We start from the raw sequence: 22,683 nt of genomic DNA, 5'->3' as shown, positions 1-22,683 counted from the left end.
GACCAGAAGACGATCCAAACCATTATCAGCCGTCAGGCGACCTGTCCGATATGCACCCTGGCGGCCATGGGAACACGAGCGGCCACGACCTCTTCGACGGGCTCGCGATCGACACCAGCCACCTAGCGCCGGACCTTCCGGGAGAGCCGCCGAGGTCGCCATTGGCTGGACGGGGCGCCTCCTGTAGCATCGAGGGCCGATGAAGGTCCTTTCGCGCGGAACGGTCATGGAGGGCGGACGCGCCGCATTCGAGGTCGTGGCGGCCCAGGATGACGAGGCTCGCCTCATGTTGACGTTCGTAGGCCCCCTCCATCTCCACTACCGTGATCCTTCCCTGCGGATCTTCCTCGACGAGCTCGGACGGATCCTGGCGAAGTGCTCCTTTGCATCGATCCGGATGGACTTCACGCAGATGCCGTTTTGCAACGATGCAGGCGTCTACGCCCTCATGGATATCCTGGACGCCGCTTACGAAAGCGTCCCGGGCCCCGTCACCGTCCACCGCATCGCGGGCGACGACTGGCAAGTCGATGCCTTGCGGGTCTTGCTCAACCTGGACGAGACGGCCAACGCCGCGAGGACGACGTTCGAGGACGTGGAGCGAGCCTGAGCCAGGTTTCCCTCGCCGATCCAGACCCGCGGCCAAGGCGGAACCGCAGGCGCCACAAGCTCCGCGCCGTCGCAACGCACCCGGATCCGCTGCCTGTCCGATTCCCCTTTGTCGGAACGCCCCCCGCATCCGCCTCCAAGTCGATTCCTCCTTCCCGGAACGCTCGCCGATCCGCCTCCCGAATCGGTTTCCTCTCCTCGCAACGCCCCCCGCCTCGCCTCTGGGAGGCTTCCCCTTTCTCGCAACGCCGAGCGACGCATCATCCGAGGCCCCTCCCACGCCGTGCAAGGCTCCGGGATCCGCGTCCGGGCACGTTCCCATCTCCCGGAAGCGCGGTTTCCTGAGCCGAGCGGCGCGGTCCGATCTTCGGGAACGACCGTTTCATCGTTTCCGGGGGGACTCCCGACATTTTCGTGCTCGGAGGATTCCGCTCGGGGATAAATGATCCGCGCCGAACGTCTAACGCGCGAACCCGAGAGGACCCCGCGCATGTTCGCGAGGGGCAGGGGAAGAGAGGATCCATGCGTCACCTTCGTGAGACCGATGGGAGCCCCGTGCATCGCCGCCACGTTCATTTTCACGTCACCATGTGCAAGGACGTGAGCCCGCTCCACGACACGCTGCACGCCGAGGCGAGCGCCGCGTACCTGAAGTTGCGAGATCGCCAGCGCGCCCGCGAGGACGCCGACGATGCGGCCACCGCCGCGTCCGCCGGGCTCCTGCGTACGGAGGTGATGGTGGAGAATGCGATCCGGGAGGTCGATGCCGCGGCCAGGAAGCTCGACCGCAAGGATCCAGCCCTCGCGGCGCGACGCACGATCTTCCCGGCAGGCATGGGCCCGATGATCAAGCCCGACGGCCAAGCGCAGCTCGACGTCCTGCCTGCCCTGCGGATCCGGATGGCGCCGTTCGCAGACAAGGGGGACATGGACGACGCCCTCGCCAGCCTCGATCACGCGGAGATGCTCCACCGCGCTTCCCTCGAGACCGTGAACCTGGCCGTGGCCGAAGTCGAAATGCGGTTTGCCGAGGAGCGCGAAGCGCGTCGCGCGGTGCGCGAGCAGCTCGCGAGCGCGCACGGCCGGCTGCGGGACCATTACAAGGCGAATCCGGCCGCCGCAGAAGCGTTCTTCCTGCGCGAAAAGTCCGCCGCGCAGCCGAAGAAGAAGCCGTCGAAGAGCGGCTCCGACCCGATCGGCAGCTCCGCCGCGCAGCCCTCCTGATCCCCCGCGTCCCCCCGTTCCTTCCTCGGTCACGGCCCCCTGCGGTACAGTGACCGCCATGCGCCGCGCGCTCGCCCCCCTATCCGCCCTCGTCCTCCTCGGCTGCACGACCGTCGCGCCGCCGCCGACGCCCACCGCGCGTGACCTCGCGCCCGCGCCTTCCACCACGCTCTCCGGCACGGCGCCCGCCCCCACCTCCGCCCCGGCCGCGCCGCCTCCGGAGGATCACACGTTCGTCGAGGTCCGCGGCGGGCAGGGCGGCTTTTGCGCCCGCACCGAGCGCGGCTCCCTCTATTGCTGGGGCAACATGGCCCTCCCCGGCGAGACGGCCCGACACTCGTACTTCCGCCCCGTGCGCATCGAAGGTTTCTCCAACCTGAAAGGCTTCACCATCCTCACGGGCGGCCTGGTCGTCGGCTGGGACGCGGCCGGCACGCTGTTTCGGGTGGTGCGCGACGGCTCCATGAAGCCCTTCCGCGTCGCGCGGGGCTTCCTGGTCGTGCAGCCCACGCCCGAGGACATCGCGAAATTCTCGCTCGGCGTGCCGACCCCCGGGAACGCGCGGATCGTCGCCGGCAGCCACGATTGCTTGCTGTCCGACAAGGGCGAGGTCTTTTGCTCGACCGACAACGACCACGCGGCAGCGCCGTTTCTGCGGGTGCAGGCCCCGCCCATTCGCGCCCTCGCCGAGGACGAATGTGGCATGGGCGTGGACGGCGGCTTCTATTGCTGGAACCTCGACAGACACGAAACGACGCGCTTCGGCAAGCCCGTCCCCGGCTACGGCGTGGCGCTCATGCCCCTGAAAGGGCCCGTGGACGAAGCGTTCGTCGCCCGCGTCCGGAACACGGGGCGTCAGGTATGCGCGCGGCGGCCCGACGGCACCGTCTTCTGCGACGATTCGCTCGTCGACCGGAAGATCCAGGCGCTCGCCGAGGGCAAGCGGGTGACGCGGCTCTTCGCGTCTTATGGGTACAACCTGTGCGTGAGCCGCGAGGACGGCGTGTCGCGCTGCACCTGCTCCTTCGAGCGGCCCTGCGAGAACTTCGAGAAGGCGTACGACGTGCTCCCGACGGCCGATACCTCGCTCGGCGTGGCCGTGCTTCCGGGGAACGTCTGCGCGCTCGGGAAGGATCATCGCGTGCGCTGCTTCGGCGCGCACACCGGCGGCCTGCTCGGCGACGGCGATTCGCGCGTGCTCGAACGCGCCGCGATGGTCCCCGGCATCACGGGCGCGAGCGAGATCGGCGCCGAGGACGGCGTCGTCTGCGCGCGGTTCGGCACGACCCGCGTCTCCTGCTGGGGCGCGATCGCCGGCGCTGTGCACGTGCCCCGGCGTGATCTCGCGCTGCCCGAGCCGGCCGTCGACGCAATCGTCGGGGGCATGCCGCTCTGCGTGCGCGGCGCGAAGTCGGGGCAATGGTACTGCCGGAACCGTTCGTTCTTCCCGGGGAGCCTGAAGGACGACTTCGCCTTGCTCGTCGACACCCGCGGCGCGGCGGTCAAGGACGTGAGCGTGTTCGTCAACAACGGGGTCGGCATCGCGGTCGCCAAGCGCGGCGGCGGCGCGGGGTTCTTCCATTACTCGGGAAACCCGAAGCCCCTCCGTGTGCAATGGCTCGACCCGAAGGAAGAGGCGGCGAACGCCACGTACCTCACCCTCTTCGGCAGGGCCGTCCTCGCCGACGGGACGGCCATCTTCCAGGACGACTCCTTGGGCGACAAGGCGCGGGTCCCCGGAAAGTTCCGCGCCGTGCTGTATGCCCCGCATTGCGCCGTCGACGAGGGCGCGCGCCTCGTCTGCATGGACGCGCCCGGCGGGCCGAGGGTCGTCCTGACCGACGTGGCAGAGGTCGAAGGCGATTGCGTGCGCACCGAGCGAGGCGAGGTGTTTTGCTTCGACCGCAAGGCGAAGAAAAAAGGCGAGGTCGCGACGTTCCGGCGGATCGAGGGGCTGCCCGCGGGCGCGGTCGTGCAGATCACGCGCGATTGCGCCCGCACGCGGGAGGGAGAGATCTACTGCTGGGGGAGCGTGTTCGATCTGGGCGACCGCGATCCCATTCAGCGCACGCCGGTGGAGATCGCCGTGCCCTGAGCGGGGTCGAGCTCGCGGACACGCCCATTCTCGATGCGCCAGACCACGCTCGTCGCGCGGCGGGCGAACGAGGCGTCGTGGCTGACCATCACGATCGCTCCCGGATACCCCGTGAGCGCGCGTTCGAGGCGCTCGAGCGAGGGCAGGTCGAGGTGGTTCTCGGGCTCGTCGAGCAGGAGCGCCGCGGCCCTGCGGCCGAGGCCGAGCGCAATGGCGAGCTTGCGCGCCTCGCCCGGCGACGGCTCGGCGGAGGCCAGGATCCGCTCGGGATCCGTGCCCAGCGTGGCCACGAGCGAGAGCGTGCGCCCACGCGCCTCGGGTCCGAGGGCGCGGACCTCCGCGAGCAGCGCCCGCCGCGCCTCCGCCGGGAGATCCTGCGGCAGGTAGAGGACCTGCTCGCGCGGAATCCGCGCCGCGGCCGCGAGCGCGCCGAGCAGCGTGCTCTTGCCCGCGCCATTGCGTCCCTCGATGCGAATGCGGCCATCCCGCGGGACGGAGAGGCGCACGTCGCGGAGGAGCTCCGTATCGCCCGCGCGAAGGGCGGGAAGCTCCAGGAGGAAGGGCCAGGGCTGCGAAGGGCGCTCCCAGCCGACGTAGATCTCGCCGCCGTGCTCCTTCTCGACGTGGTGCCGCGCGACCTCGGCGCTCGCCCGCGCGAGATCGGCCCGCGCCACGCCCACGAGGCGCCCGGTGCGCTTCTCCGCAGATTCGATCGCGATCTTCCGGAGCATGCCCCGGCCGTCGTGATCGTTCTTGTTTTTCATCTGCGTCTTCATGCTCCGCGACGCGTCGACCGCAGCGTGCTCGCGCCGCGCCTGATCGAGCCTGCGCGCCGCGCGCTTCTCCTCGCCTTTGGCCGCCTCGCGCTCGTCCCGCGCGTGGGCCGCCTCGGCCTCCCACGCCGCGCGCGCGTCGGCGTAACGACCGCGATAGACGTCGACGCGGCATTGATGAATGCGCAGCGTCGTCGTGGTGAGCGCGTCGAGCAGCGTCCGATCGTGCGAGACCAGGAGCCCGACGCCGTCGAAGCGGCGGAGCGCCCCGACGAGGAGCTTTCGCGCCTCGACATCGAGGTGGTTCGCGGGCTCGTCGAGCAAGAGGATCTCCGGCGCTTCGAAGAGCGCCGCGCCGATCTGCCAGCGTTTGCGCTCGCCGGGCGAGAGCGTCGGCCAGCGCTCGAGGTCCTCGGGCGCGAGATCGAGCCTGCCACGGAGCGCGGCCGCTTCTCCGTCGAGATCCTCGGCGAAGCGCAGGATCGTATCGGAGAGCGAATCGACGGTCTGCGGGCAGAGCACGACGCGCGCTTCCGCCGGATCACGCCGCACGTGGCCCCGCTCGGGCCGCAATTCACCCGCGAGCAGGCGGAGCAGCGTGGTCTTGCCGGCGCCGTTCTCGCCCACGATGCCGGCCCATCCCGGCCCGAGGTGCAGCTCGACGTCCTCGAGCAAGGACGTCGCATCCCCATGGGAAAACGCTACGCGCAGCGCATGAAGCGATAACATATTCTGTTCTCCTGAATCGGTGCCCGCGCGTCCCCGGATTCGTCTCTCGTCGGGGTCCGGCGCCGGGCGTCTCGGCACGTTCACGAACGGCTGGATTCAGGAAAACAGGCGCAAGGGCGTGATCCTCCGAAGGGGGCGAGCAGGATAGCAGCCATGATCGTGCTCGCAAGGAAGAATTTCAGGCTGTACGCTCGCGCTCGTCTGCGGACGCGGACGCGTTTCTGCTTCACCGAGGAGGCAATATGCTTTTACGACAGGCGGCTTTGACCTTGACCATGACCACGTCGCTCGTTCTGGCCGGCGCCGTGATGGGCTGCGGCGGCGGCAGCGGCGATTCGAGCGGCAGCGCGGCCGGCGGCCAGGGCGCCGGCAGCTCCTCCTCCCAGAGCGGCTCGGGAGGCCAGGGCGGCATGGGAGGCATCGGAGGCGAGGGCGGCGAGGGCGGCATCATCTTCGCCGGCTCCGGCGGCTCCGGCGGCGCCGGCGGCGGCAACTGCACGCCCGAGCTCGTGGGCATCGTGCGCGATTTCAAGGGTTACCCGAACGGTCACCCCGATTTCGAGCATTTCGGCGGCGAGGGCTTGAAGGGCATCGTGAAGTTCGAGCTCGGCCCCGACAAGAAGCCCGTGTACGCGCACGAGGGCCCCACCGCGCACACGACCGGCCCCGCGGAGTTCGACCAGTGGTACCGCGACGTCGACGGCGTGAACATGTCGATGCCGTTCAAGGTGACGCTGACCGAGGACCCGGCGACCGGGATCGCGACCTTCGAGAGCAATGCATTCTTCCCGATCGACGACCAGCTCTTCGGGAACGAGGGCTTCGAGCACAACTTCGGGTTCACCTACGAGCTCCACATGACGTTCAAGTACCAGGGCGGCGAGACGTTCGCGTTCAGCGGCGACGACGACCTCTGGGTGTTCGTGAACAACCGGCTCGCCATCGATCTCGGCGGCCTGCACCCGCCGCAGGCCGACACGCTGAACCTCGACGCGAAGGCCGCGGAGCTCGGGATCGAGCCCGGCAAGGAGTATTCGCTCGACTTCTTCCACGCCGAGCGGCACAGCACGGGGTCGAACTTCAAGGTTCAATCGACCCTGAGCTTCACGAACTGCGATCCGATCATCATCCCGAAGTAGCCGCGCGCCGGGCGCGCTCGGCGGCGACCCAGACGAGGGCGTCTTCTTCCCGTTCGAAGTACTTCATCTGGAACATCTTCTGGCCATAAAAGACACGTAGGGCCTTCAAGAACATGCCCATCAGCACGCGCATGTGAAAGCTCGCGCCGATGATGGCGAGCCCGGCGATCCTCCGCGCCCGGGCATCTCCCGCCGCGGCCTTGCGCGCCGCCGGGCCGACCTCCTCGAGCCGGCTCATGTCGGCAATCACGAAATAAGTGCTGCCATCCGGGATCATCGTCGCGGTCCAGGTGTACAGCGTGTCGATCTGGCCGATGATGGAAGGGCCGATCCACCACACGCGGACGATGTCGGGGGGATCGAAGCGCGCGCGGTGGGTGCCGAATTCGAGGGTCCGCGCTCGTTCGTCTTCAGTCATGATTCATGCTCCAAGTTCGGGCTGCATGTGGGCGTGTCCCCCGCGTCGTCTTGGGCTGGGGCCGCCGCGCCGGGGCGCCGCCCCGGACCCCGCGGGGGCTGTTCGCCCCTCGACCCGAACCAGCGCAAGCGCTGGACTCGGGGTGGAAGAACTGCGCTCCGCGCAGTTCTTCCAACGGGCCAGTTGGACCGCGTCGCCCGTCGAGAGGGCAGCGCGGCTGTCTTGATGGGCAGGGGTGCTCGCCGGTCTTTCCTCGGCCTGGTCGATGAACTGCGCGAAGCGCAGTTCATCGACCCAAGGTCCAGCGCTTGCGCTGGTCCGGGTCCAGGGGCGGATAGCCCCGGTGGGGCCTGGGGCAACGCCCCAGCGAAACGGCTCCCAGATGAGACGCAAGTGGAGGCGCACGTCGGACTACGGCGTGAACTTCGCGAGCAGTTCCGGCTTCTTGCCGAGGATCTCGGGGAGCCGCTGCGCGACGACGGCGCCCATGCCCTGGAGGAGCGGCTCGCTGCCCTCCCAGGCGATCGGGCCGAGCGGGGGCTCGGGCTCGTATTCGAGGATGAGCTGGGCCGCCTTGGCGGAGGCCTCGTTCGTGAGGCGCGCGCCGAGCGCGAGCGCCATGTCGATGCCCGCCGAGACGCCGGCCGCCGTGATGACCTTGCCGTCCTCCACCCAGCGCCCCTTGACGGGCGTCGCGCCGAAGCGCGCGAGATGCGGCAGGAACGACCAGTGCGTCGTGGCCTTCTTCCCTTCGAGCAAGCCGAGCGCCGCGAGGACGAGCGCGCCCGTGCACACCGAGCTCACGAAGGAGGCCTTGGAGGCGGCTTTGGCGAGCCAGTCCATGAGGCGATCGCTGGCCATCGCGTGAAAGGGACCGATGAGGCCGCCCGGGACCACGACGCCGTAGGGCTCGGGCACGTCGTCGAGCGTGCGCTCGGGGACCATACGAAAAGGCAGGTCGGTCTCGATGGGCTCGAGGCGCTCGCCCACGGTGACGGTCCGGAGATCGGACGACCCTTCGAGGGCCTTCAGCACCTGCAGGGGCCCGACGAGGTCGAGGGGCGTGATCTCGGGGAAGACGAGGAAAGCGATGGTCCGTTCGCGCATGAGATTCGGTCCTCCAGGGGGGCGAAGTGTGAACGTTTGGCGTTGACGCGCCAAGGGATCCGTTGCCCGATGCGCGCCGGGAATTTACATGAGCCGCCTCCTTCTCGTGGGCCTCGACGAAGCCGAGGTGCGTGATCTCCGCGCGCGCCTCTCGACCCGGATCCCGGTCGTGTCGTGCCCCGTGTTGCCGCGTATCCTGCTGGAAGCCGGCGAGCTCCTCGTCGAGCGGCCGAACGCGCACGAGGTCTACGTGCCCGTGTCGCGTGTCGTGTTCCACGGCATCTTCGACGACGATCTCCCGCTGCTGACCGCGCTCGCGCTCTGGGGCGGCCCGTGCCTGCCGCTCGCGCGCGGGATGATGGACGCGCGACAGCGCATCCCGTGCCTCGTGCGGACGCTCGCGGTGACGCGGTTCGGGGCGATGCGACGCGGCTATGCCGATCGGGACTCGCCCGTTTCGCCGAGGGCAGGGGAGACGCTCGTCGCGAAATGGGGCGAGTGGCATTGCGGGGAGAACAAGGAGCTCTTTTCGGCGACGCGGCGCGCGGAGGTGCCGACGTTGATCGAGCCGTTCGTGCGCGGGGAGGCGACGCGGATCCACGTGCTCGGCGAGCGCGCGTGGCAGATCCGCATGGCCGGCGAGACGTGGCTCAAGTCGATCCACCACGCAGGAGCGGTGGTGCTGCCCGAGGGCGAGGCCGATCCCGCGCTCGTGGAGGACGCGCGGCGGATCGGCGCGGCGTTCGGCCTCGAGATGTTCGCGATCGATTACATGGTCGAGCCCGACGGGACGAAGCACCTGCTCGAGCTGAACCACATCCCGAACGTGACCGTGTTCCCGGTGCTCCGGGAAGCGTATCTCGATTTCGTGGCGTCGTGGATCGAGGCGGGCTGATCGCGGCGTCCGTCAATCACGTGACGTCGCCCTCGCGTCGTGCTGCTCCCTGAAGCGCGGTCCCGGGTGACGGAATCGTGCTAGTGTGCCCCGGGCGCAGGGTCGCAAATGACAGAAGCCGACGCCATACGTGAGCTCCGGAACGAGAACGAGGCCCTCCGGCAGCGCGTGGCACGCCTCACGCAGGAGCAGGAGGAGGCGCGGCGGGCGCTCGATGCGCTCCAGAAGGACGCGGACACCGTCGTCGCGCTCTTCCGTGCATTGCCGGATCTCTTCTTCCGGATGGAGCGGGACGGGACCATCGTCGATTACCGGTCCAGGTCGGACAGCGATCTGTACGTCCCGCCCGACGTGTTCCTCGGCAAGCGGATGCAGGAGCTCTTGCCCCCCGACGTGGGCGCCTACCTGGAGCAGGTCTTCGTGGAGGTGCTCGATCGCGGCAAGCTGAGAGATGTCGAGTACTCGCTCACGATGGGCCCCACCGAGGAGTGGTACGAGGCGCGCGTCGTTCCGCTGGATGGCGATCAAATCGTGATGCTGGTCCGCCAAACGACGGAGGCGCATCTCAACAGGGAGGCGTTGAAGCGCCGCACCGCCGAGCTGGAAGAATCGCTGCGCTCGGTCCGGCTGTTCCGAGCGCTCGCCGACCATGCGCCGAGCGCCATCGCGGTGTCACGAACGGGCGGGGAGCCGATCTATGCGAACGACGCTTGTCGCGCGCTCTTCGGCCGCAGGAGCGACGAGGCGGGCGTCGACGTCACGGCCTTCGTGGCCGATGGGCCCGTGGCGGAGGCCGTCCGGCGAGGCCATGAGGTGTGCGGCGCGATCGGGGCCTTCCGGCGGGTCGACGGGTCGATGTTCCAGGGGCACCTCACGGCGTTCGCGCTGCACGAGGACGAAGGGCCCTCCCACGAGGCTTTCATCATCGCCGACGTGACGGCGACGCTCGCCGCCGAGGAGGAGCGGCGGGCGCTCGCCGAGAAGGTCATCGCGGCGCAGAACGAGGCCCTGCGCGCGCTCTCGACCCCGCTCGTGCCGATCGCCCGGCGCGTCGTCGCGGTCCCGCTCATCGGCAGCGTGAACGCCGAGCGCGCCGAGCGGCTGCTCGAGGTTTTGCTCGACGGCGTCGCGCAGCGCGGCGCCTCGGTGGTGCTGCTCGACGTCACGGGCGTCCCCGAGGTGGATCCCGAGGCCGCCGACGCGATCACGCGCGCCGCGCGCGCCGTCGGCCTGCTCGGAGCCGAGCTCGTGCTGACCGGCGTCGGTCGCGAGGTGGCGCGGACCCTCATCGAGCTCGGCTCGGATCTCCGGGGGATCGTGACGCTCGGCAGCCTGGAGCAGGGGATCGCCTACGGGATCCGCAAGACGCGCTGATGTCCTAGAGGTGGCCGGATCACGCTCGCCCGAGCGTGATCCGGCGGGGGTGCGTCACTTCGCGAGGCAGGCGTCGAGCTCGGTCTTGCAGATCACGGCCGGATCCTGGTCCGGGCCGGCCTTTTTGAGGAGGCAACGCAAGGCGTCGGAGAACTCCCGCGAGACCGCGGCGTCGGAGCTCGTCACGCAGGGCGTTATCTCCTTGTCCGCGTTGAGGGCCTGCTGCACGCAGGCGAACGACTCGGCGCACGTCGCCTTGCCATTGCCCACCCACTCGGCGCCGATGAAGTTCGGCTGGCCGGGGACGTCGGGCTCGGCGCGGCAGTGCGCCGTCGCCGAATCGGCCGGGTAATACGAGCCGAGGAGCATGCACATCTCGTCCGTCGAGCGCGGGCCCTCGAAGACGTCCCTCGTCTCCGCGTTCGAGTAGTCACACCAGTAATCGAACCACTCGCCTGCCTTGACCTGGAGGCCCTCGCCAAAATCCTTGACGGTCACGTTCTCCCAGTTGGTGCTCGTATAGAACGGATCTGCCTGCCCGACGATCGAAGCGGCATAACCGACGCCGCGCGCGTGCATGTGCGATTGCACGTTCGCGATCGTGATGTCCCTGTGCACCGGGCACCGCATGCGCGCGCGGCCCCCGGCCTGCGCCCCGACGTAGATGAAGGGGTTGTAGATGAAGAGGATGTCGCCCTCCGTCTTCACCTCGGCCTCGGGGATCGTGTAGAGGTTCACCCGGACCTCGGGCTCGATGACGTTCATCGAGGCATTGATGTAATGCGCGTTCATGAGGAGCACGGCGCCCGGGCGCACCTTCATGGCCACGCCCTCGGGGAAGCGCAGCATGGAGTCGCCGTCGGCGTTCTGCGAGCCGGCGACGAGCTTCTCCACCTCCCAGCCATCGGTCGCACCGTCGGAGCAGTCGAACACGCCGCTCGTGTCGACGACCGTCCCGTCATCTTTCTGGGTCGGGATGTCGTCGTAGCTCGTCTGGAAGAGCAGGAAGTGGTGGCTCCCCTTCGAGTAGCGCACCTCGTCACGGCTGACGAAGAGCCCCTCCGCGGGCGCCTTCACGAACATGCAATGCTCGCCCTCGGTGCCGGGGTCGAGCTTCGTGACCATCTTGAACTGCACGCCCTTGCCCGCTTCCGGGGGCGCGAGCAGCTCCTGTCCAGGCTGCCCGGGTTCCGCGGGCTCCGAGCCGCCACAGCCCACGAGGGCCGGCAGGGCGAAGGTGAGGGTCGAGATGGCGGTCTTGAAGAAGAAGTTGCGAAGATTCATGGCTGTCCGTGTGAGTGACCGGTGGTCTCCCGGATTGGCCATCTGTTCCCGGTCGCGGCAAAACGTTCATCGGTCTCGCAACTTCGTACGTGGTGGGATGGGCGACATGGCGGACCCGGCGAGGCTTTGTCGCTCCCCCTCACGCAAGTCCGCTCGATGTTCTAGTACCTCGACACAGAGATCTTGATCGATTCGATCCGGGTCACCGGAGGACTGGCAGAGCTTCCGGCTCGACGAGAAGCTGGATGCTTCGGGCCTGACCTGGCTGACGGCGGATCAGCCCTCGGAGCTCCAGCTCCACGACCATCCGGTGCACGCTGGGCGGGGTCACTTCGAAGTAGGCCTGCATGTCGGCTTCAGCGGGAGGCCGACGATGCAGCTTCGTGTAGGCGTAGATGAACGCGAGGTATTGGCCTTGTTTTTCCGTGAATTGCGCCGCCATGGGATCGACAAACTAGCAACGAATGGCTTGGTTGGGGCGCCGAAGGAGAGCCCCGATGAACGTGCGCTACGTGGTGGAGTTGACGGACGAGGAGCGCGCCGAGCTGCGCGCATTCGTGAGTGGTGGAAGCAAGCAAGTGCTCAAGGTGAAGCGCGCGCAGATCCTCCTGGCCTCCGATGACGGCGCTCGCGACGGCGACATCGCCACGAGCGTCGTGGTCAGCACGTCGACGGTCTATCGGACCAAGCAACGCTTCGTCGAAGGCGGGCTGACGAAAGCGCTTCACGACGAGCCGCGGCCGGGGGCGCCGCGAAAACTCTCGGGCAAAGAAGAAGCCTTGCTCATCGCGACCGCCTGCTCGACCCCGCCGTCGGGGCGCGCTCGCTGGACCATGGAACTGCTCGCCAACGCGATGGTGCAATTGACGGAACAGCCGTCGCTGTCGCGGGAGACCGTGCGACGCCGGCTCGCCGAGAACGACCTCAAACCCTGGCAAAAGAAGATGTGGTGCGTCCCGAAGGTGGATGCCGAGTACGTCGCGCGGATGGAGGATGTCCTCGACCTGTACGCCGAAGAACCCCACGTGAACGAGCCAGTGGTCTCCTTCGACGAATCGCCGGTACAGCTCATCGGCGAGACGCGCGTTCCAACGGCGCCAGCGCCAGGCAAGCCTGCGCGAATCGACTACGAATACAGGCGAAACGGGACCGCCAACCTCTTCGTCTTCGTCGATGCGCATCGCCCGTGGCGCCACGTCAAGATCACCGACCATCGCACCTGCGTCGACTTCGCCGAGTGCATGCGCGACCTGGTGGACGTGCATTACCCCGCCGCCCCGCGCATTCGCGTCGTACTCGACAATCTCTCGACCCACCGTGCCGGCGCGCTGTACCAAGCGTTCCCGCCCGCTGAAGCGCGCCGGATCTTGCGCCGCCTGGAGCTGCACTACGTCCCCAAGCACGCGAGCTGGCTGAACCTGGTCGAGATCGAAATCGGCGTGCTCAAGGGCCAATGTCTCGCGCGACGCATCGACAACCGAGCGACGCTCGATCGCGAAATCGCCGCGTGGACAGCGGCGCGCAACGCGGCGGGCGCCCGCATTCGCTGGATGTTCACGGTCGAGCGCGCCCGCGAAAAACTGGGCCGCGCGTACGCGAAGTGCACGACGGAGGGCACCGACGCCGCCGCTTGAACCCGTCACGATCTCTGTGTCGAGGTACTAGCTACGCCACCTCGATCCGCTCGACCCGCGCCGGCACGTGCTTGTGCCACGGCGTCCCCGCCAGCCAATCCCGCTGCGCGTGGTGCGTGAGCTCGTTCGGCGCCGTCCCATGCATTCGCTCCCCGCCGGCCTCGTCCGGATACAAAAGCCCGCCGCCATTCGGCAGGCTCATGTGGCCGGCCCGCATGCCGTCGTTCACCTCGACGGTCGCGGTCGCGCTGCCGCCCTCGGTCACGATTCGCACGACGCTGCCCGTGGATACGCCGAGATCCGCCGCGTCCGCCGGGCTCATGCGGAGGGCGCCTTCGAGGTCGACCTTGCGCCACGCAGGATCCCGGAAAATGGTGTTCGCCGAGGACGACCTCCGCTCGCCGGCCGCGAGGATGAACGGATATCGTTCGTCCCGGGAAGGCATGGGCTCCGTCGCGAGGCCGACGAGCTCCGACATGAGCTCCGGGATCGTTAGGCGAATGCGCTTGTCCGGGGTATCGAGCCGCGCCCAGGTCTCTTCGTACGAATCGACGGTGAACGTGACGCCGGAGCGCTCGCGGAGGATGGCGTCGAAGAGCGCGTCGGCGTCGGGAAAACCCGCGCGCTGCACGCTCTCGGGGAAGGTCATGAAGCACGATTGCGCGATGCCCCAGAGCACGGCCGTGGCCTCGGCCCCCGCGGGCAACGTCGGGCCGAGGGTCTCGTAGAGGATCACCGGCGCGAGCGCCATGAGCTCGGGCCGCGCGCCGACGAGGCCCATGAAGGCCATGGCATAGTCGCCCCGCGACGAGCGCGCGGCCTCGGCGAGCGGCGCGAGATCCACGCCGTCGAGCGCGCCCATCGCGCGCACGAGGCGGCGGTGGATCTCGGGCTCGGGCAAGGTCCCCGGGAGCGGCGCGAGGAGGGGCGCGCGGAGCTGGAAGGCGTTCTTCGGGAACTCCAGCGTGAAGAACGTCGCCTCCCATTTCTCGAACTGCGACGCCGTCGGCAGCACGTAATGCGCGAGCCGCGCGGTTTCGGTGAGCGCGACGTCGATCACGACGAGGCAATCGAGCGCGGCGAAGGCCTCGCGGAAGCGCTTCGAATCGGCGAGCGAGTGCGCGGGGTTCGCGCTCTCGACGATCATCGCCCGGAGCCGCTGCGGGTGGTCGGTCAGGATCTCGTCCGGGATCACGTTGCAGGGCACGAGCCCCGTGATGATCCGCGCGCCGGTGACGGGCGTGGTGCTGCCGCGTTTGCCCCCGCCGCCGCCCCCGCCGAGCGACGCCATCCGCGAATGGATGTTCATGCCGCCCTGCTTGGCGAAGCTCCCGACGAGCAGGTACACGAGCTTCTCCAGCCAGGAATCGAGCGTGGAGTGCGGGGCCTGCTGGATGCCGAGATCCTCCTGGATGGCGACGCTCTTCGCGCGGGCGATGCGGCGCGCGACCTCGCGCACGAGGGATTCTTCGACGCCCGAGCGCTTCGCGAAGTCGGCGACGGGGATCTCCGCGAGGGCTTCGAGCACGGGCTCCGCGTCGTTCGTGTGCTCGGCGAGGAAGCGGCGATCGACGAGGTCCTCCTGCACGAGCGTGCCGAGGATCGCGGCGAGGCAAAAGGCATCCGTGCCCGGATGCACGGCGAGATGATATTGCGCGAGCCGCGCCGTCTCGGAGCGACGCGGGTCGATGACGACGAGAGAGCGCGCCGGGTCGCTCGCGATCTCCTTGAGCACGTGGCGGGCGCGAGGGAAGCCGTGCGAGTGCCATGGGTTCTTCCCGACGAAGACGGCGACCTCGGCGTGCTCGAAATCGGGCGCGGTGTGGCAACGCGGGCGTCCGAAGAGCTTGCCGTCGACCCAGAACTCGCCGGTCTTCTCCTGCGCCAGCGCGTTCGAGCGGTAGACCGCTCCGAGCACCGCGAGCGTGGCCGTGGCGTAGGTGCCGCAGAGGTGATTGCCCTGGCCGCCGCCGCCGTAATAAAAGATGGAGGCTCCGCCGTGGGTATCGCGGATCCCCACGAGCTTCGCGGCGATCTCGCGGATCGCCGTGTCCCAGTCGATCGCCTCGAACGAGCCGTCGGGGCGCCGCCGGAGCGGCGTGCGCAGGCGATCCTTGGCATTCTGGTAATGGTCGAGGCGCTGGGCCTTCTCGCAGAGATACCCGCGCGACGTCGGGTGCTGCCGGTCGCCGCGCACGCGCGTGAGCCTGCGATCCTCGACGAGCACCTCGATGCCGCAGTTCATGCTGCAGAGAATACACGCGGTCTTCTGGAACGTTCCGGCTTCGGTCGTCATGGAGGGCCTCCGGCGGATGCCACCCTACCACGAAGCAGTTTGCCCTGCGGAGAGCTTCTCACTTTCCGCCCGGCGCGGCTCTGGTACAAGGCTCTGCGTGATGAAACGTTTTTGCCTCCTCACGGCCACGCTCCTCGCCTCGGTCGCCGCCGCGGGCTGCTTCAACCCGTACGCGGGTATCCTCGATCCAGCGGCGATGCAGGCGCAGCAGGCGCAGGCGATGGCCGACGCTCAGGCGCAAAACGACGCGCAGATCCTGGCGCAGCTCGAGGAGTCCCGCGCCGCCGTGAAGGCGAGCCCGGGCGACATGAACGCGGCGCGGGTGCTCGCGCAGCGCGTGGGAGCGTGTTTCATCCTGGGGCTCGTCGATCGGAAGAAGATCGACGGCGAGGCGGCGATCGCCGAGGCGGACGCGGCGCTCGAAGAGGCGACGAAGAAGAACCCCGATCAAACGGCGGAGGCGCTCTCGTCGAAGGGCATCCTGCGCATCCACGCGAAGCGCAACGCGGAGGCCATCGGGATCCTCGAGGCCTCGATGGCCGCGCGGCCCACGGTGCTCGCCTGCGTGCCGCTGATCAAGGAGCTCGACGACGCCGGGCGATCCGGGGAGGTCCTCGGTCATTGCAAGAAGGCGCGCCCGGCGGTGCGGGACGACGAGGATCGCTACACGCTGCTCGATAGCTGTCTCCAGCACTCGCACGGGGCCCCGGCGGAGAAGGGGCTCGCGTGGGCGGGGCAAGCGGACATCGATTTCTACAACCAGAAGACGAGCGAGTTCGTCCAGCGAAATGCGGCGTACCGGGCCGAGCAGGAGGCGCACTCGGCGCAGATGCGCGCCGATTTCGACGCGAACCGCATGCGCGCGGACCAGGAGCGGGCCGCGCGGTCGGGGGCTTCGAGCTCGGGCGGCGGCGGGTCGACGTATTCGCTGCGGCTGCACAACAGCTGCTCGCGCACCGTAAAACTGTTCTTCGGGGACAACCCGAAGTTCGGCAGCGGGACGCGGACGTCGCTCGGTTCGAACTCGACGTCGTCGTACTCGGGCGCCGGGCCGAAGACGGTGTGGATCGTCGACGACCGCGATCAGGGCATTTCGAGCTTCGTGGCGAGCGGGTCGCAGTCGATGCAGATCACCTCGAGCTGCGCGGGGTTCTCGACGTACTGAGGGCGCCGCTCTTTCAGAGCAGGTCCTCGTGCGAGTGGGATGCGTTGTAGGAGCCCAGGCCGAAGTTGTCCTGGTTCAGATCCTCCAGCATCTTTTCAATGAGTTTTCTGCGAGGGTCCTTTTCCACCATCTGACCCAGTACGGACACGAGCCCCGCCGTCACCGGCGAGTAGCAGTTGTGCGTGACGAGCGTGTACGTCATCTTGGTGGCCTCGTTCTGAGCCTGGGCCCAGAACAGGTTCATCTCCTCCGCGAGCAGGTCGACGTAGTCCGTCACCCAGGTGTACGGCGCCTTGAGCGTATTGTCGTCCACGTCGATCTCGCCGCCGCCGAGGTCGCCCTTGAGACCGTAGACCTTCCCGTCCGCTTCGAACACCGCGTGCGTGGCCGGCGAGTAATTGAAGAACGCCTTTCTCCGGCCGACCCGGAGCCAGGCCTTCTTCGTCCACGCGAGCATCTTCCCCTTGTGGTTCTGGCCTTTTTCACTCTCCAGCATCGCCCGCTGGGCCGTCCCGGACCCACTGGCAGCCCCGAGCGGGGCGCTTTGCCGCTGCGTCACGGTCGCCGCATGCGGAGAGATTGCCTTGGAGGGCCCGGGCGAGGCGCTGCGCCGCTGCGCCACCGTCGCCGGATGTGGTGGCCGCGGCCCGGCCGGCGTGGCCGTTCGAGGTTGCGCCACGGTAGCCGGATGTGGTGGCCTGGCAGGTTTCCCGAAAGGACGCGAGCGATTGGATGACACGCGAATTCTCCCCGCGACATCGTCGTGCTTTCGAGGAGACCGGGCCAAGTTTGGCGTCAGATCGCGATGCTCGCCGCGCGTCCCTTCCGGATGAGCGCCGCCCCGATCCCGCCGAGCAAAAGGCCGGACACCAGGAAGGCGATGTCCCACGCGAGCTCGCGCTCGCCCGGCCGCACGTGGTGGAGCCCGAAGAGCTGATGGTCGATGAGGCCCTCCACGAAATTGAAGAGGCCCCAGCCGAGCGACATCGCGCCCACGAAGGTCGGCGTCGAGCGCGGCAAGGTGCCCTTCTTGAAGCCACGCCAGAGCAAGGCGAGGCCGATCACGGTCGTCATCCACGTGACCGCGTGGAAGAGGCCGTCGAAGAACATGTTGACCTTCATGTCGCGCAGGTTCGTCGGCGGCAGTCGCGACGAAAGCATGTTGTGCCACTGGAGGATCTGGTGGAACACGATGCCGTCCACGAATCCCCCGAGCCCCACGCCGAGCAGGATGCCCGCCGCGAGGAGGCCCCCGTCCTTTCGATGTCCCATGACGTCACCCATCCTTTCCCGTTCCCGCGGTTTGTCCGCGCTTGTGAAACCAGAGCGCCACGAGCCACGCGACCACGAAAGGGAGGAGCAGAAGCGCAAGGTGGGTCCACGTATTCGGATCTTCCCGGAGGAACCCGCGTGTCCTCCGCGCGAGCGGGCAGTCCGGGCACGCGAGCGCGAGGGCAGGGCAGAGCCCGAGGAGACAAGCGAGCACGAGGGCCACGGTCGCTGGCATGCGCGCTCGGGCTGCAACGGCAGTGCCCGTCGCTTCGCTGCCAGGAACGAGCATCGAGCGCACGAGCTCGTGTAGAGTGGCACGCATGCTTTTTCCCAACCCTCGCGCTTTTCTCCTCGTCCTCCCCGTCCTCGTGGCTTGCAGCGGGAAGGTCGACGTCGATCACACCTCGACGAGCACCAGCGGCTCCGGCGGCTCCGGTGGCTCCGGCGGTCAGGGCGGCTCCGGCGGCTCCGCTTCCACGTGCCCCGCCGAGCAGCCCGTCGTGGGCACGCCGTGCGACGTGCCGCCGGGTGAGGAGTGCCCGTACGGCGAGTGTTGCCCGGGTATCTTCGCGTGCGAGGCGGGGAGCTGGGTCGAGCTCCCCGTCGGGTGCGCGCCGCCGTCGGTGCCGTGCCCCGCGCCTCCGCCGCTCGACGGCGCGTCTTGCTTGGGCGGTCCGTGTGGGCAAACGTCGCCGTGCACCTATGCCTGCGAGCCGGGCGGCGCGTCGTTCACCGTGACGTGCGGCGACGACAATCTCTGGCACAGCGACATGTCGTCCTTGTGCAATGGCGCCGTGACGTGCGGCGATAAGCTCCAGTGCCTCGAGGGGTTCGTCTGCGTCACGAAGCAGGCCTTCGGGTCCAACTACGAATGCGCCCCCGATCCTTGCGGGCCGGACCCGCTCTCGTGCGCCTGCGCGGACGCGGTCTGCGGGGACGGGTTCGCCTGCATCCAGGCCTCGGGCAAGAACGTCCTCTGCGAGTGCCCGGCCTGCAAGTGAAGGGGGTCATGGCGTCTCGGGTTCGCCCTGGGCCGCGATCCGCGCCGCCTCGAGCGACGCGCGCTCGTCCACCGTGCCCTCGGGGGCGGCGCGCTTGCTCGGGCAAAGCTCGTTCAACGGGCAATGGCGGCAATCGGGCGCCCGCGCTGTGCAGACGTAACGCCCATGGAGCTGCAGGCGCAGCCCCACGTCGATCCATTCGTTTGTCGGGAACGACTGGCAGAGGTCGGCCTCGATCGCCGTCGGATCTTCCTCCTCCGTGAGCCCGAGCCGGCGCGAGACCCGCGCCGTGTGCCGATCGACCGCGATGCCCTCCGCGATGCGGTAGGCATGGGCGAGCACGACGTTCGCGGTCTTGCGCGCCACGCCGGGCAGCGCGATCAGCGCTTCGAGCGTGCGCGGGACCTCGCCGCCGAACTCCTCGGCGATCTTGCGGCTCGCCTCGCGGATCGCGCGGGCCTTGTTCCGGAAAAACCCGGTCTCGTGGACGAGCCGCTCGACCTCGTCCTGCGGCGCCGCGCCGAGCGCGGCCGGCGTCGGATACGACTGAAAGAGGGCCGGCGTGACGAGGTTGATCGTCCGGTCCGTGCTCTGCGCGGCGAGGATGGTGGCGACGAGGAGCTCCCAGGGATTGCGGAAATCGAGCTCGAGCCGCGGCGCGGGGATCGCTTGGGCGAGCCGTGCGTGGATCTGCGCGGCCCGCTGCCCGAGCGACGACGAGACGATTCCCGACGGCGGCGGCCCCTCCCGCTCCGCCGCGCCCTGCCGCATCCCGACGCGCCTGGGTTTGCCCACGTCGGCGCGTGATGCAATCGATGGGCCTCGCGCCCCGGCGTCCCGGCGCTCGGGCGAACCCGGACATTGTACGACCGGGCGGCGCGCCGCCCCATTGATGGGCTGGAGCGACTCCTGTAGGGTGCGCCGCCTGCCGGCCGGGGGAGGGAGCCTCCGCGCGCCGGCCGAAAACGTCCGTCGAGGAGTCATTCATGTCGAAACGTTGGATGGGGCTCGGTGCCCCCTGGATCGCTTTTGTCTGGGCGATCGTGCTCCTGGCTTTCGGGCCACGCGAGGCCCGCGCCGCCACGACCATTTCGGGCGGCAACGTCATCAATCAGACCTGGACCCTGGCCGGCAGCCCCTACATCGTGCAGGGCGACATCGTCATCCCCGCCGGCACGAAGCTCACGGTCGAGGCGGGCGTCGAGGTCCAGTTCGCCGGGACCGACGCGCAAAGCTCCGGGCTCGATACGACGAAGGTCGAGATGACGGTGCGCGGCACGCTCGACGTGCAAGGGACGGCGGCGAGCCCCGTGCTATTTCGAGCGCCGACGACCTGGTATGGCGTCGTGGTCGACGCCGGCACGGCCGCGCTCAGCACGACGAAGCTCACGGTCCAGAACTCGCTCTACGGCTTCCGGATCAGCGCGGGCACCGTGACGTTGAGTGATTTCGTCACGCAAAACAACACCACCGCCGGCGTGCTCTTCACGGGCTCGGGCGGGGGTTCGATCACGAATGCGATGATTCGCCAGAGCCAGGGGCACGGCGTCGTCGTGGCGCCCACGAGCGGGACCGTGAACGTCTCGATCACGGGCACGGAGATTCAATCGAACACCCTCGACGGCGTGAACGTGTCGTCGTCCGGCCTCGCGACGGCGAACGTGACGATCAACCAGGCGACGATTCACCAGAACACCAACAACGGCGTGACCGTGTCCGCCCCGGCGGGCGCCACGGCGAGCGCGGTCGTGAAAAACACGATCTTCACCAACAACAAGATCGGCCTCTATCGTAATGCCGCGGGCGGGACGACGAGCCTCTCGATGTCCTACGTGAACGGGTGGTCGAATACGACGGCCAACTGGCAAAACACCACGGCGTCCGATCACGTCACGTCCGTCAATCCGCTCTATGTCTCGGCGCCGACGAACCTCCGGCTCACCTCGAACTCGCCGAGCCGCTTCTACGGGGACATGGGCCAGGACATCGGCGCGCTGCCTTTCACGGGGGACCCGACGAACGGGCTGCTCGGATATCTCTGGACCGACACGACCCTGACCCTCGCGGGCTCGCCGTACACGGCGACGGGAGATCTGACCGTGACGCCGGGCGTGACCCTGACGCTCGAGGCAGGCGTGACCCTTCAGTTCACGCCGACCGACGCGATGGCGGATCAGAGCACGCCGAAATGCGCCCTCTATCTCCACGGCAACCTGGTCTCGAAGGGCACAAAGACGCAGCCGGTGACGCTGACGTCGACGGCCGCGGGCGTCAATCAATGGACGGGCGTGATGCTCCGCGAGCAGGCGACCCACGACGTGCGTGGGCTCGTGATCACGCGGTCGTTCTTCGGCGTGAGCATCGAAAAAGGCGCGCACACGCTCGAAGGATTCACATCCCACGGGAATCGTTACGGCGTCTACTACTTCGCCGGCGCCGGCTCGCTCTCGCTCGCGAATGCGGTGCTCCGGAACAACGAGCTCGAGGGGTTGAAGGTCCTCAACACCCCCGAATTCACGACGATTCTCGAGATCCGGAACCTGACGATCCATCAGAACGGAGGCACGGGCATCTCGATCGACGTGTCGGAGAAGGTGTTCACGGACATCACGAACACGATCGTGACGAACAACGCCTTTGGTGTGTGGCGCCAGGGCTTCAGCACCGCCTCGGTGACGCTCACGCACTCGGACGTCTGGAACAACACGACGAACTATTCCAACGTGACGGCCGGCGTGGGCGTCCTCAACGCGAACCCGTTTTATGTCGCGGCGCCGGCGGACCTGCGGCTCCAGAGCTTCAGCCCGTGCATCGACAAGGGCTACGCGATGGACGCGCCGGACAAGGATCTCGACGGCAACCCGCGCCCGCTCGACGGGGATCTCGTCAATGGCCCCGCGTTCGACATGGGCGCCTACGAGTACACGCCGCCGTCGGTGTGCGGCGACGGGCTCGTCGGCCTCGGCGAGGCCTGCGACGACGGGGCGGCCATGAACGGGCAATACGGCAAGTGCAACGCCGACTGCTCGGGCCCGGGGCCGCGCTGCGGTGACGCCGTCACGAATGGCCCCGAGGTCTGCGACGACGGCAATGCGTCGAACGAAGATGCATGCCTCGTGACGTGCGTGGCCGCGAGCTGCGGGGACGGCTTCATGCAGATGGGTGTCGAGGCGTGTGACGACGGGAACGTGATCGACACGGACGCGTGCACGTCGATGTGCGCGCTCGCCGCGTGCGGCGACGGGTTTGTCCAGATGGGCGTCGAGGACTGCGACGACGGCAATGTGTCGAACGAGGATACGTGCCTCGCGAGCTGCAAGGTGGCGAGCTGCGGCGACGGTTTTGTCCAGGTGGGCGCCGAGGAGTGCGACGACGGCAATACGACGGACGGGGACGGCTGCAGCGCGGTTTGCGCGACGGAAGGGCAGGGCGGTGCTGGCGGCAGCGGCGGCGCTGGAGGAAGCGGTGGCGCAGCCGGTAGCGGTGGCGCGGGCGGCGCTGGAGGAAGCGGTGGCGCAGCCGGTAGCGGCGGTGCTGGCGGGAGCGGCGGTGCTGGCGGGAGCGGTGGCGCGGGCGGCAGCGGCGGCGTTGGCGGCGCTGGCGGCGCTGGCGGTGTCGGCGGCAGCGGTGGCGCTGGCGGCAGCGGCGAGCCGAGGGATGATGCGGGC

The 22,683-nt window shown here is 68.6% G+C and carries 20 protein-coding genes; 10 read left to right on the top strand and 10 right to left on the bottom strand.

What is annotated here, in order from left to right; all coding sequences use genetic code 11:
• The first annotated feature begins 199 nt into the window (after window positions 1-199).
• The 3 genes from QHF83_RS49430 (at window position 200) to QHF83_RS49420 (ending at window position 3,928) form a co-directional block, all read left to right on the top strand.
• Entirely contained in the window at window positions 200-610 is a 411-nt protein-coding gene (locus QHF83_RS49430; protein WP_282425149.1) for a hypothetical protein, read from the top strand.
• 521 nt (window positions 611-1,131) lie between these two features.
• Window positions 1,132-1,833, top strand: coding sequence for a hypothetical protein (locus QHF83_RS49425; RefSeq protein WP_282425148.1), 702 nt, complete (start codon window positions 1,132-1,134; stop codon window positions 1,831-1,833).
• 58 nt (window positions 1,834-1,891) lie between these two features.
• Window positions 1,892-3,928: a hypothetical protein gene (locus QHF83_RS49420; RefSeq protein ID WP_282425147.1), complete on the top strand. Its 2,037-nt coding sequence runs from the start codon at window positions 1,892-1,894 to the stop codon at window positions 3,926-3,928.
• On the opposite strand, the gene QHF83_RS49415 is transcribed toward QHF83_RS49420, so the two are convergent.
• Window positions 3,895-5,430, bottom strand: a complete 1,536-nt coding sequence (locus QHF83_RS49415; RefSeq protein ID WP_282425146.1) for an ATP-binding cassette domain-containing protein — start codon at window positions 5,428-5,430, stop codon at window positions 3,895-3,897. The genes QHF83_RS49420 and QHF83_RS49415 overlap by 34 nt on opposite strands.
• A 275-nt stretch (window positions 5,431-5,705) precedes the next feature.
• Between QHF83_RS49415 and QHF83_RS49410 the strand changes: the two genes are divergently transcribed.
• Complete coding sequence (locus tag QHF83_RS49410) at window positions 5,706-6,569, top strand: fibro-slime domain-containing protein (protein WP_282425145.1); 864 nt, start codon at window positions 5,706-5,708, stop codon at window positions 6,567-6,569.
• Here the strand turns inward: QHF83_RS49410 and QHF83_RS49405 are convergent.
• A complete protein-coding gene (locus tag QHF83_RS49405) occupies window positions 6,556-6,987 on the bottom strand; it encodes an STAS/SEC14 domain-containing protein (RefSeq protein ID WP_282425144.1) in 432 nt (143 codons plus the stop codon). The two genes, QHF83_RS49410 and QHF83_RS49405, sit on opposite strands and share 14 nt — an antisense overlap.
• A gap of 411 nt (window positions 6,988-7,398) precedes the next feature.
• Window positions 7,399-8,094 (bottom strand): DJ-1/PfpI family protein, encoded by a 696-nt coding sequence (locus QHF83_RS49400; protein ID WP_282425143.1) that lies wholly within the window; start codon window positions 8,092-8,094, stop codon window positions 7,399-7,401.
• An 88-nt stretch (window positions 8,095-8,182) separates the two neighbouring features.
• Between QHF83_RS49400 and QHF83_RS49395 the strand changes: the two genes are divergently transcribed.
• Together QHF83_RS49395 and QHF83_RS49390 are read left to right on the top strand one after the other, a co-directional pair.
• The gene (locus QHF83_RS49395) at window positions 8,183-8,989 is read left to right on the top strand and encodes a hypothetical protein (protein WP_282425142.1); all 807 of its coding nucleotides are present in this window, start codon (window positions 8,183-8,185) and stop codon (window positions 8,987-8,989) included.
• Window positions 8,990-9,097: 108 nt separating this feature from the next.
• The gene (locus QHF83_RS49390; RefSeq protein ID WP_282425141.1) at window positions 9,098-10,363 is read left to right on the top strand and encodes a PAS domain-containing protein; all 1,266 of its coding nucleotides are present in this window, start codon (window positions 9,098-9,100) and stop codon (window positions 10,361-10,363) included.
• 54 nt (window positions 10,364-10,417) lie between these two features.
• Here QHF83_RS49390 and QHF83_RS49385 read toward each other — a convergent pair whose 3' ends face one another.
• Both QHF83_RS49385 and QHF83_RS49380 read right to left on the bottom strand, forming a co-directional pair.
• Window positions 10,418-11,647: a hypothetical protein gene (locus tag QHF83_RS49385; protein WP_282425140.1), complete on the bottom strand. Its 1,230-nt coding sequence runs from the start codon at window positions 11,645-11,647 to the stop codon at window positions 10,418-10,420.
• Window positions 11,648-11,849: 202 nt separating this feature from the next.
• Window positions 11,850-12,089, bottom strand: a complete 240-nt coding sequence (locus QHF83_RS49380) for a hypothetical protein (protein ID WP_282425139.1) — start codon at window positions 12,087-12,089, stop codon at window positions 11,850-11,852.
• Window positions 12,090-12,144: 55 nt separating this feature from the next.
• Between QHF83_RS49380 and QHF83_RS49375 the strand changes: the two genes are divergently transcribed.
• Window positions 12,145-13,281, top strand: a complete 1,137-nt coding sequence (locus tag QHF83_RS49375; RefSeq protein WP_282425138.1) for an IS630 family transposase — start codon at window positions 12,145-12,147, stop codon at window positions 13,279-13,281.
• Window positions 13,282-13,312: 31 nt separating this feature from the next.
• On the opposite strand, the gene QHF83_RS49370 is transcribed toward QHF83_RS49375, so the two are convergent.
• Window positions 13,313-15,577 (bottom strand): molybdopterin-dependent oxidoreductase, encoded by a 2,265-nt coding sequence (locus tag QHF83_RS49370; protein ID WP_282425137.1) that lies wholly within the window; start codon window positions 15,575-15,577, stop codon window positions 13,313-13,315.
• Between the two features lie 100 nt (window positions 15,578-15,677).
• Between QHF83_RS49370 and QHF83_RS49365 the strand changes: the two genes are divergently transcribed.
• The gene (locus QHF83_RS49365; RefSeq protein WP_282425136.1) at window positions 15,678-16,742 is read left to right on the top strand and encodes a hypothetical protein; all 1,065 of its coding nucleotides are present in this window, start codon (window positions 15,678-15,680) and stop codon (window positions 16,740-16,742) included.
• A gap of 13 nt (window positions 16,743-16,755) precedes the next feature.
• On the opposite strand, the gene QHF83_RS49360 is transcribed toward QHF83_RS49365, so the two are convergent.
• The 3 genes from QHF83_RS49360 to QHF83_RS49350 form a co-directional block, all read right to left on the bottom strand.
• Window positions 16,756-17,301, bottom strand: coding sequence for a hypothetical protein (locus QHF83_RS49360; protein ID WP_282425135.1), 546 nt, complete (start codon window positions 17,299-17,301; stop codon window positions 16,756-16,758).
• Between the two features lie 236 nt (window positions 17,302-17,537).
• Window positions 17,538-18,014, bottom strand: coding sequence for a DUF2243 domain-containing protein (locus tag QHF83_RS49355; protein ID WP_282425134.1), 477 nt, complete (start codon window positions 18,012-18,014; stop codon window positions 17,538-17,540).
• 4 nt (window positions 18,015-18,018) lie between these two features.
• Entirely contained in the window at window positions 18,019-18,336 is a 318-nt protein-coding gene (locus tag QHF83_RS49350) for a hypothetical protein (RefSeq protein WP_282425133.1), read from the bottom strand.
• On the opposite strand from QHF83_RS49350, the gene QHF83_RS49345 reads away from it, so the two are divergent.
• Window positions 18,335-19,015 carry a hypothetical protein gene (locus QHF83_RS49345; RefSeq protein WP_282425132.1) on the top strand — a complete coding sequence of 227 codons (681 nt, stop codon included), beginning with the start codon at window positions 18,335-18,337 and terminating at the stop codon, window positions 19,013-19,015. The genes QHF83_RS49350 and QHF83_RS49345 overlap by 2 nt on opposite strands.
• A gap of 6 nt (window positions 19,016-19,021) precedes the next feature.
• On the opposite strand, the gene nth is transcribed toward QHF83_RS49345, so the two are convergent.
• Window positions 19,022-19,810 (bottom strand): endonuclease III, encoded by a 789-nt coding sequence (nth, locus tag QHF83_RS49340; protein WP_282425131.1) that lies wholly within the window; start codon window positions 19,808-19,810, stop codon window positions 19,022-19,024.
• A gap of 191 nt (window positions 19,811-20,001) precedes the next feature.
• On the opposite strand from nth, the gene QHF83_RS49335 reads away from it, so the two are divergent.
• Window positions 20,002-22,683: DUF4215 domain-containing protein (locus tag QHF83_RS49335; RefSeq protein ID WP_282425130.1), on the top strand; the 2,682-nt coding region annotated here is incomplete at its 3' end.

Origin of the sequence: Polyangium sp. 15x6 (assembly GCF_029960785.1) — a bacterium.
GTDB lineage: Bacteria > Myxococcota_A > Polyangia > Polyangiales > Polyangiaceae > Polyangium.
This window is presented reverse-complemented; position numbering and strand designations above follow the sequence as displayed.

Excerpts from the sequence above, each read along its gene's own strand:
- QHF83_RS49430 (WP_282425149.1), top strand. The coding sequence starts at position 200 with ATGAAGGTCCTTTCGCGCGGAACGGTCATGGAGGGCGGACGCGCCGCA.
- QHF83_RS49425 (WP_282425148.1), top strand. The coding sequence starts at position 1,132 with ATGCGTCACCTTCGTGAGACCGATGGGAGCCCCGTGCATCGCCGCCAC.
- QHF83_RS49420 (WP_282425147.1), top strand. The coding sequence starts at position 1,892 with ATGCGCCGCGCGCTCGCCCCCCTATCCGCCCTCGTCCTCCTCGGCTGC.
- QHF83_RS49415 (WP_282425146.1), bottom strand. The coding sequence starts at position 5,430 with ATGTTATCGCTTCATGCGCTGCGCGTAGCGTTTTCCCATGGGGATGCG.
- QHF83_RS49410 (WP_282425145.1), top strand. The coding sequence starts at position 5,706 with ATGACCACGTCGCTCGTTCTGGCCGGCGCCGTGATGGGCTGCGGCGGC.
- QHF83_RS49405 (WP_282425144.1), bottom strand. The coding sequence starts at position 6,987 with ATGACTGAAGACGAACGAGCGCGGACCCTCGAATTCGGCACCCACCGC.
- QHF83_RS49400 (WP_282425143.1), bottom strand. The coding sequence starts at position 8,094 with ATGCGCGAACGGACCATCGCTTTCCTCGTCTTCCCCGAGATCACGCCC.
- QHF83_RS49395 (WP_282425142.1), top strand. The coding sequence starts at position 8,183 with ATGAGCCGCCTCCTTCTCGTGGGCCTCGACGAAGCCGAGGTGCGTGAT.
- QHF83_RS49390 (WP_282425141.1), top strand. The coding sequence starts at position 9,098 with ATGACAGAAGCCGACGCCATACGTGAGCTCCGGAACGAGAACGAGGCC.
- QHF83_RS49385 (WP_282425140.1), bottom strand. The coding sequence starts at position 11,647 with ATGAATCTTCGCAACTTCTTCTTCAAGACCGCCATCTCGACCCTCACC.
- QHF83_RS49380 (WP_282425139.1), bottom strand. The coding sequence starts at position 12,089 with ATGGCGGCGCAATTCACGGAAAAACAAGGCCAATACCTCGCGTTCATC.
- QHF83_RS49375 (WP_282425138.1), top strand. The coding sequence starts at position 12,145 with ATGAACGTGCGCTACGTGGTGGAGTTGACGGACGAGGAGCGCGCCGAG.
- QHF83_RS49370 (WP_282425137.1), bottom strand. The coding sequence starts at position 15,577 with ATGACGACCGAAGCCGGAACGTTCCAGAAGACCGCGTGTATTCTCTGC.
- QHF83_RS49365 (WP_282425136.1), top strand. The coding sequence starts at position 15,678 with ATGAAACGTTTTTGCCTCCTCACGGCCACGCTCCTCGCCTCGGTCGCC.
- QHF83_RS49355 (WP_282425134.1), bottom strand. The coding sequence starts at position 18,014 with ATGGGACATCGAAAGGACGGGGGCCTCCTCGCGGCGGGCATCCTGCTC.
- QHF83_RS49345 (WP_282425132.1), top strand. The coding sequence starts at position 18,335 with ATGCTTTTTCCCAACCCTCGCGCTTTTCTCCTCGTCCTCCCCGTCCTC.
- QHF83_RS49350 (WP_282425133.1), bottom strand. The coding sequence starts at position 18,336 with ATGCGTGCCACTCTACACGAGCTCGTGCGCTCGATGCTCGTTCCTGGC.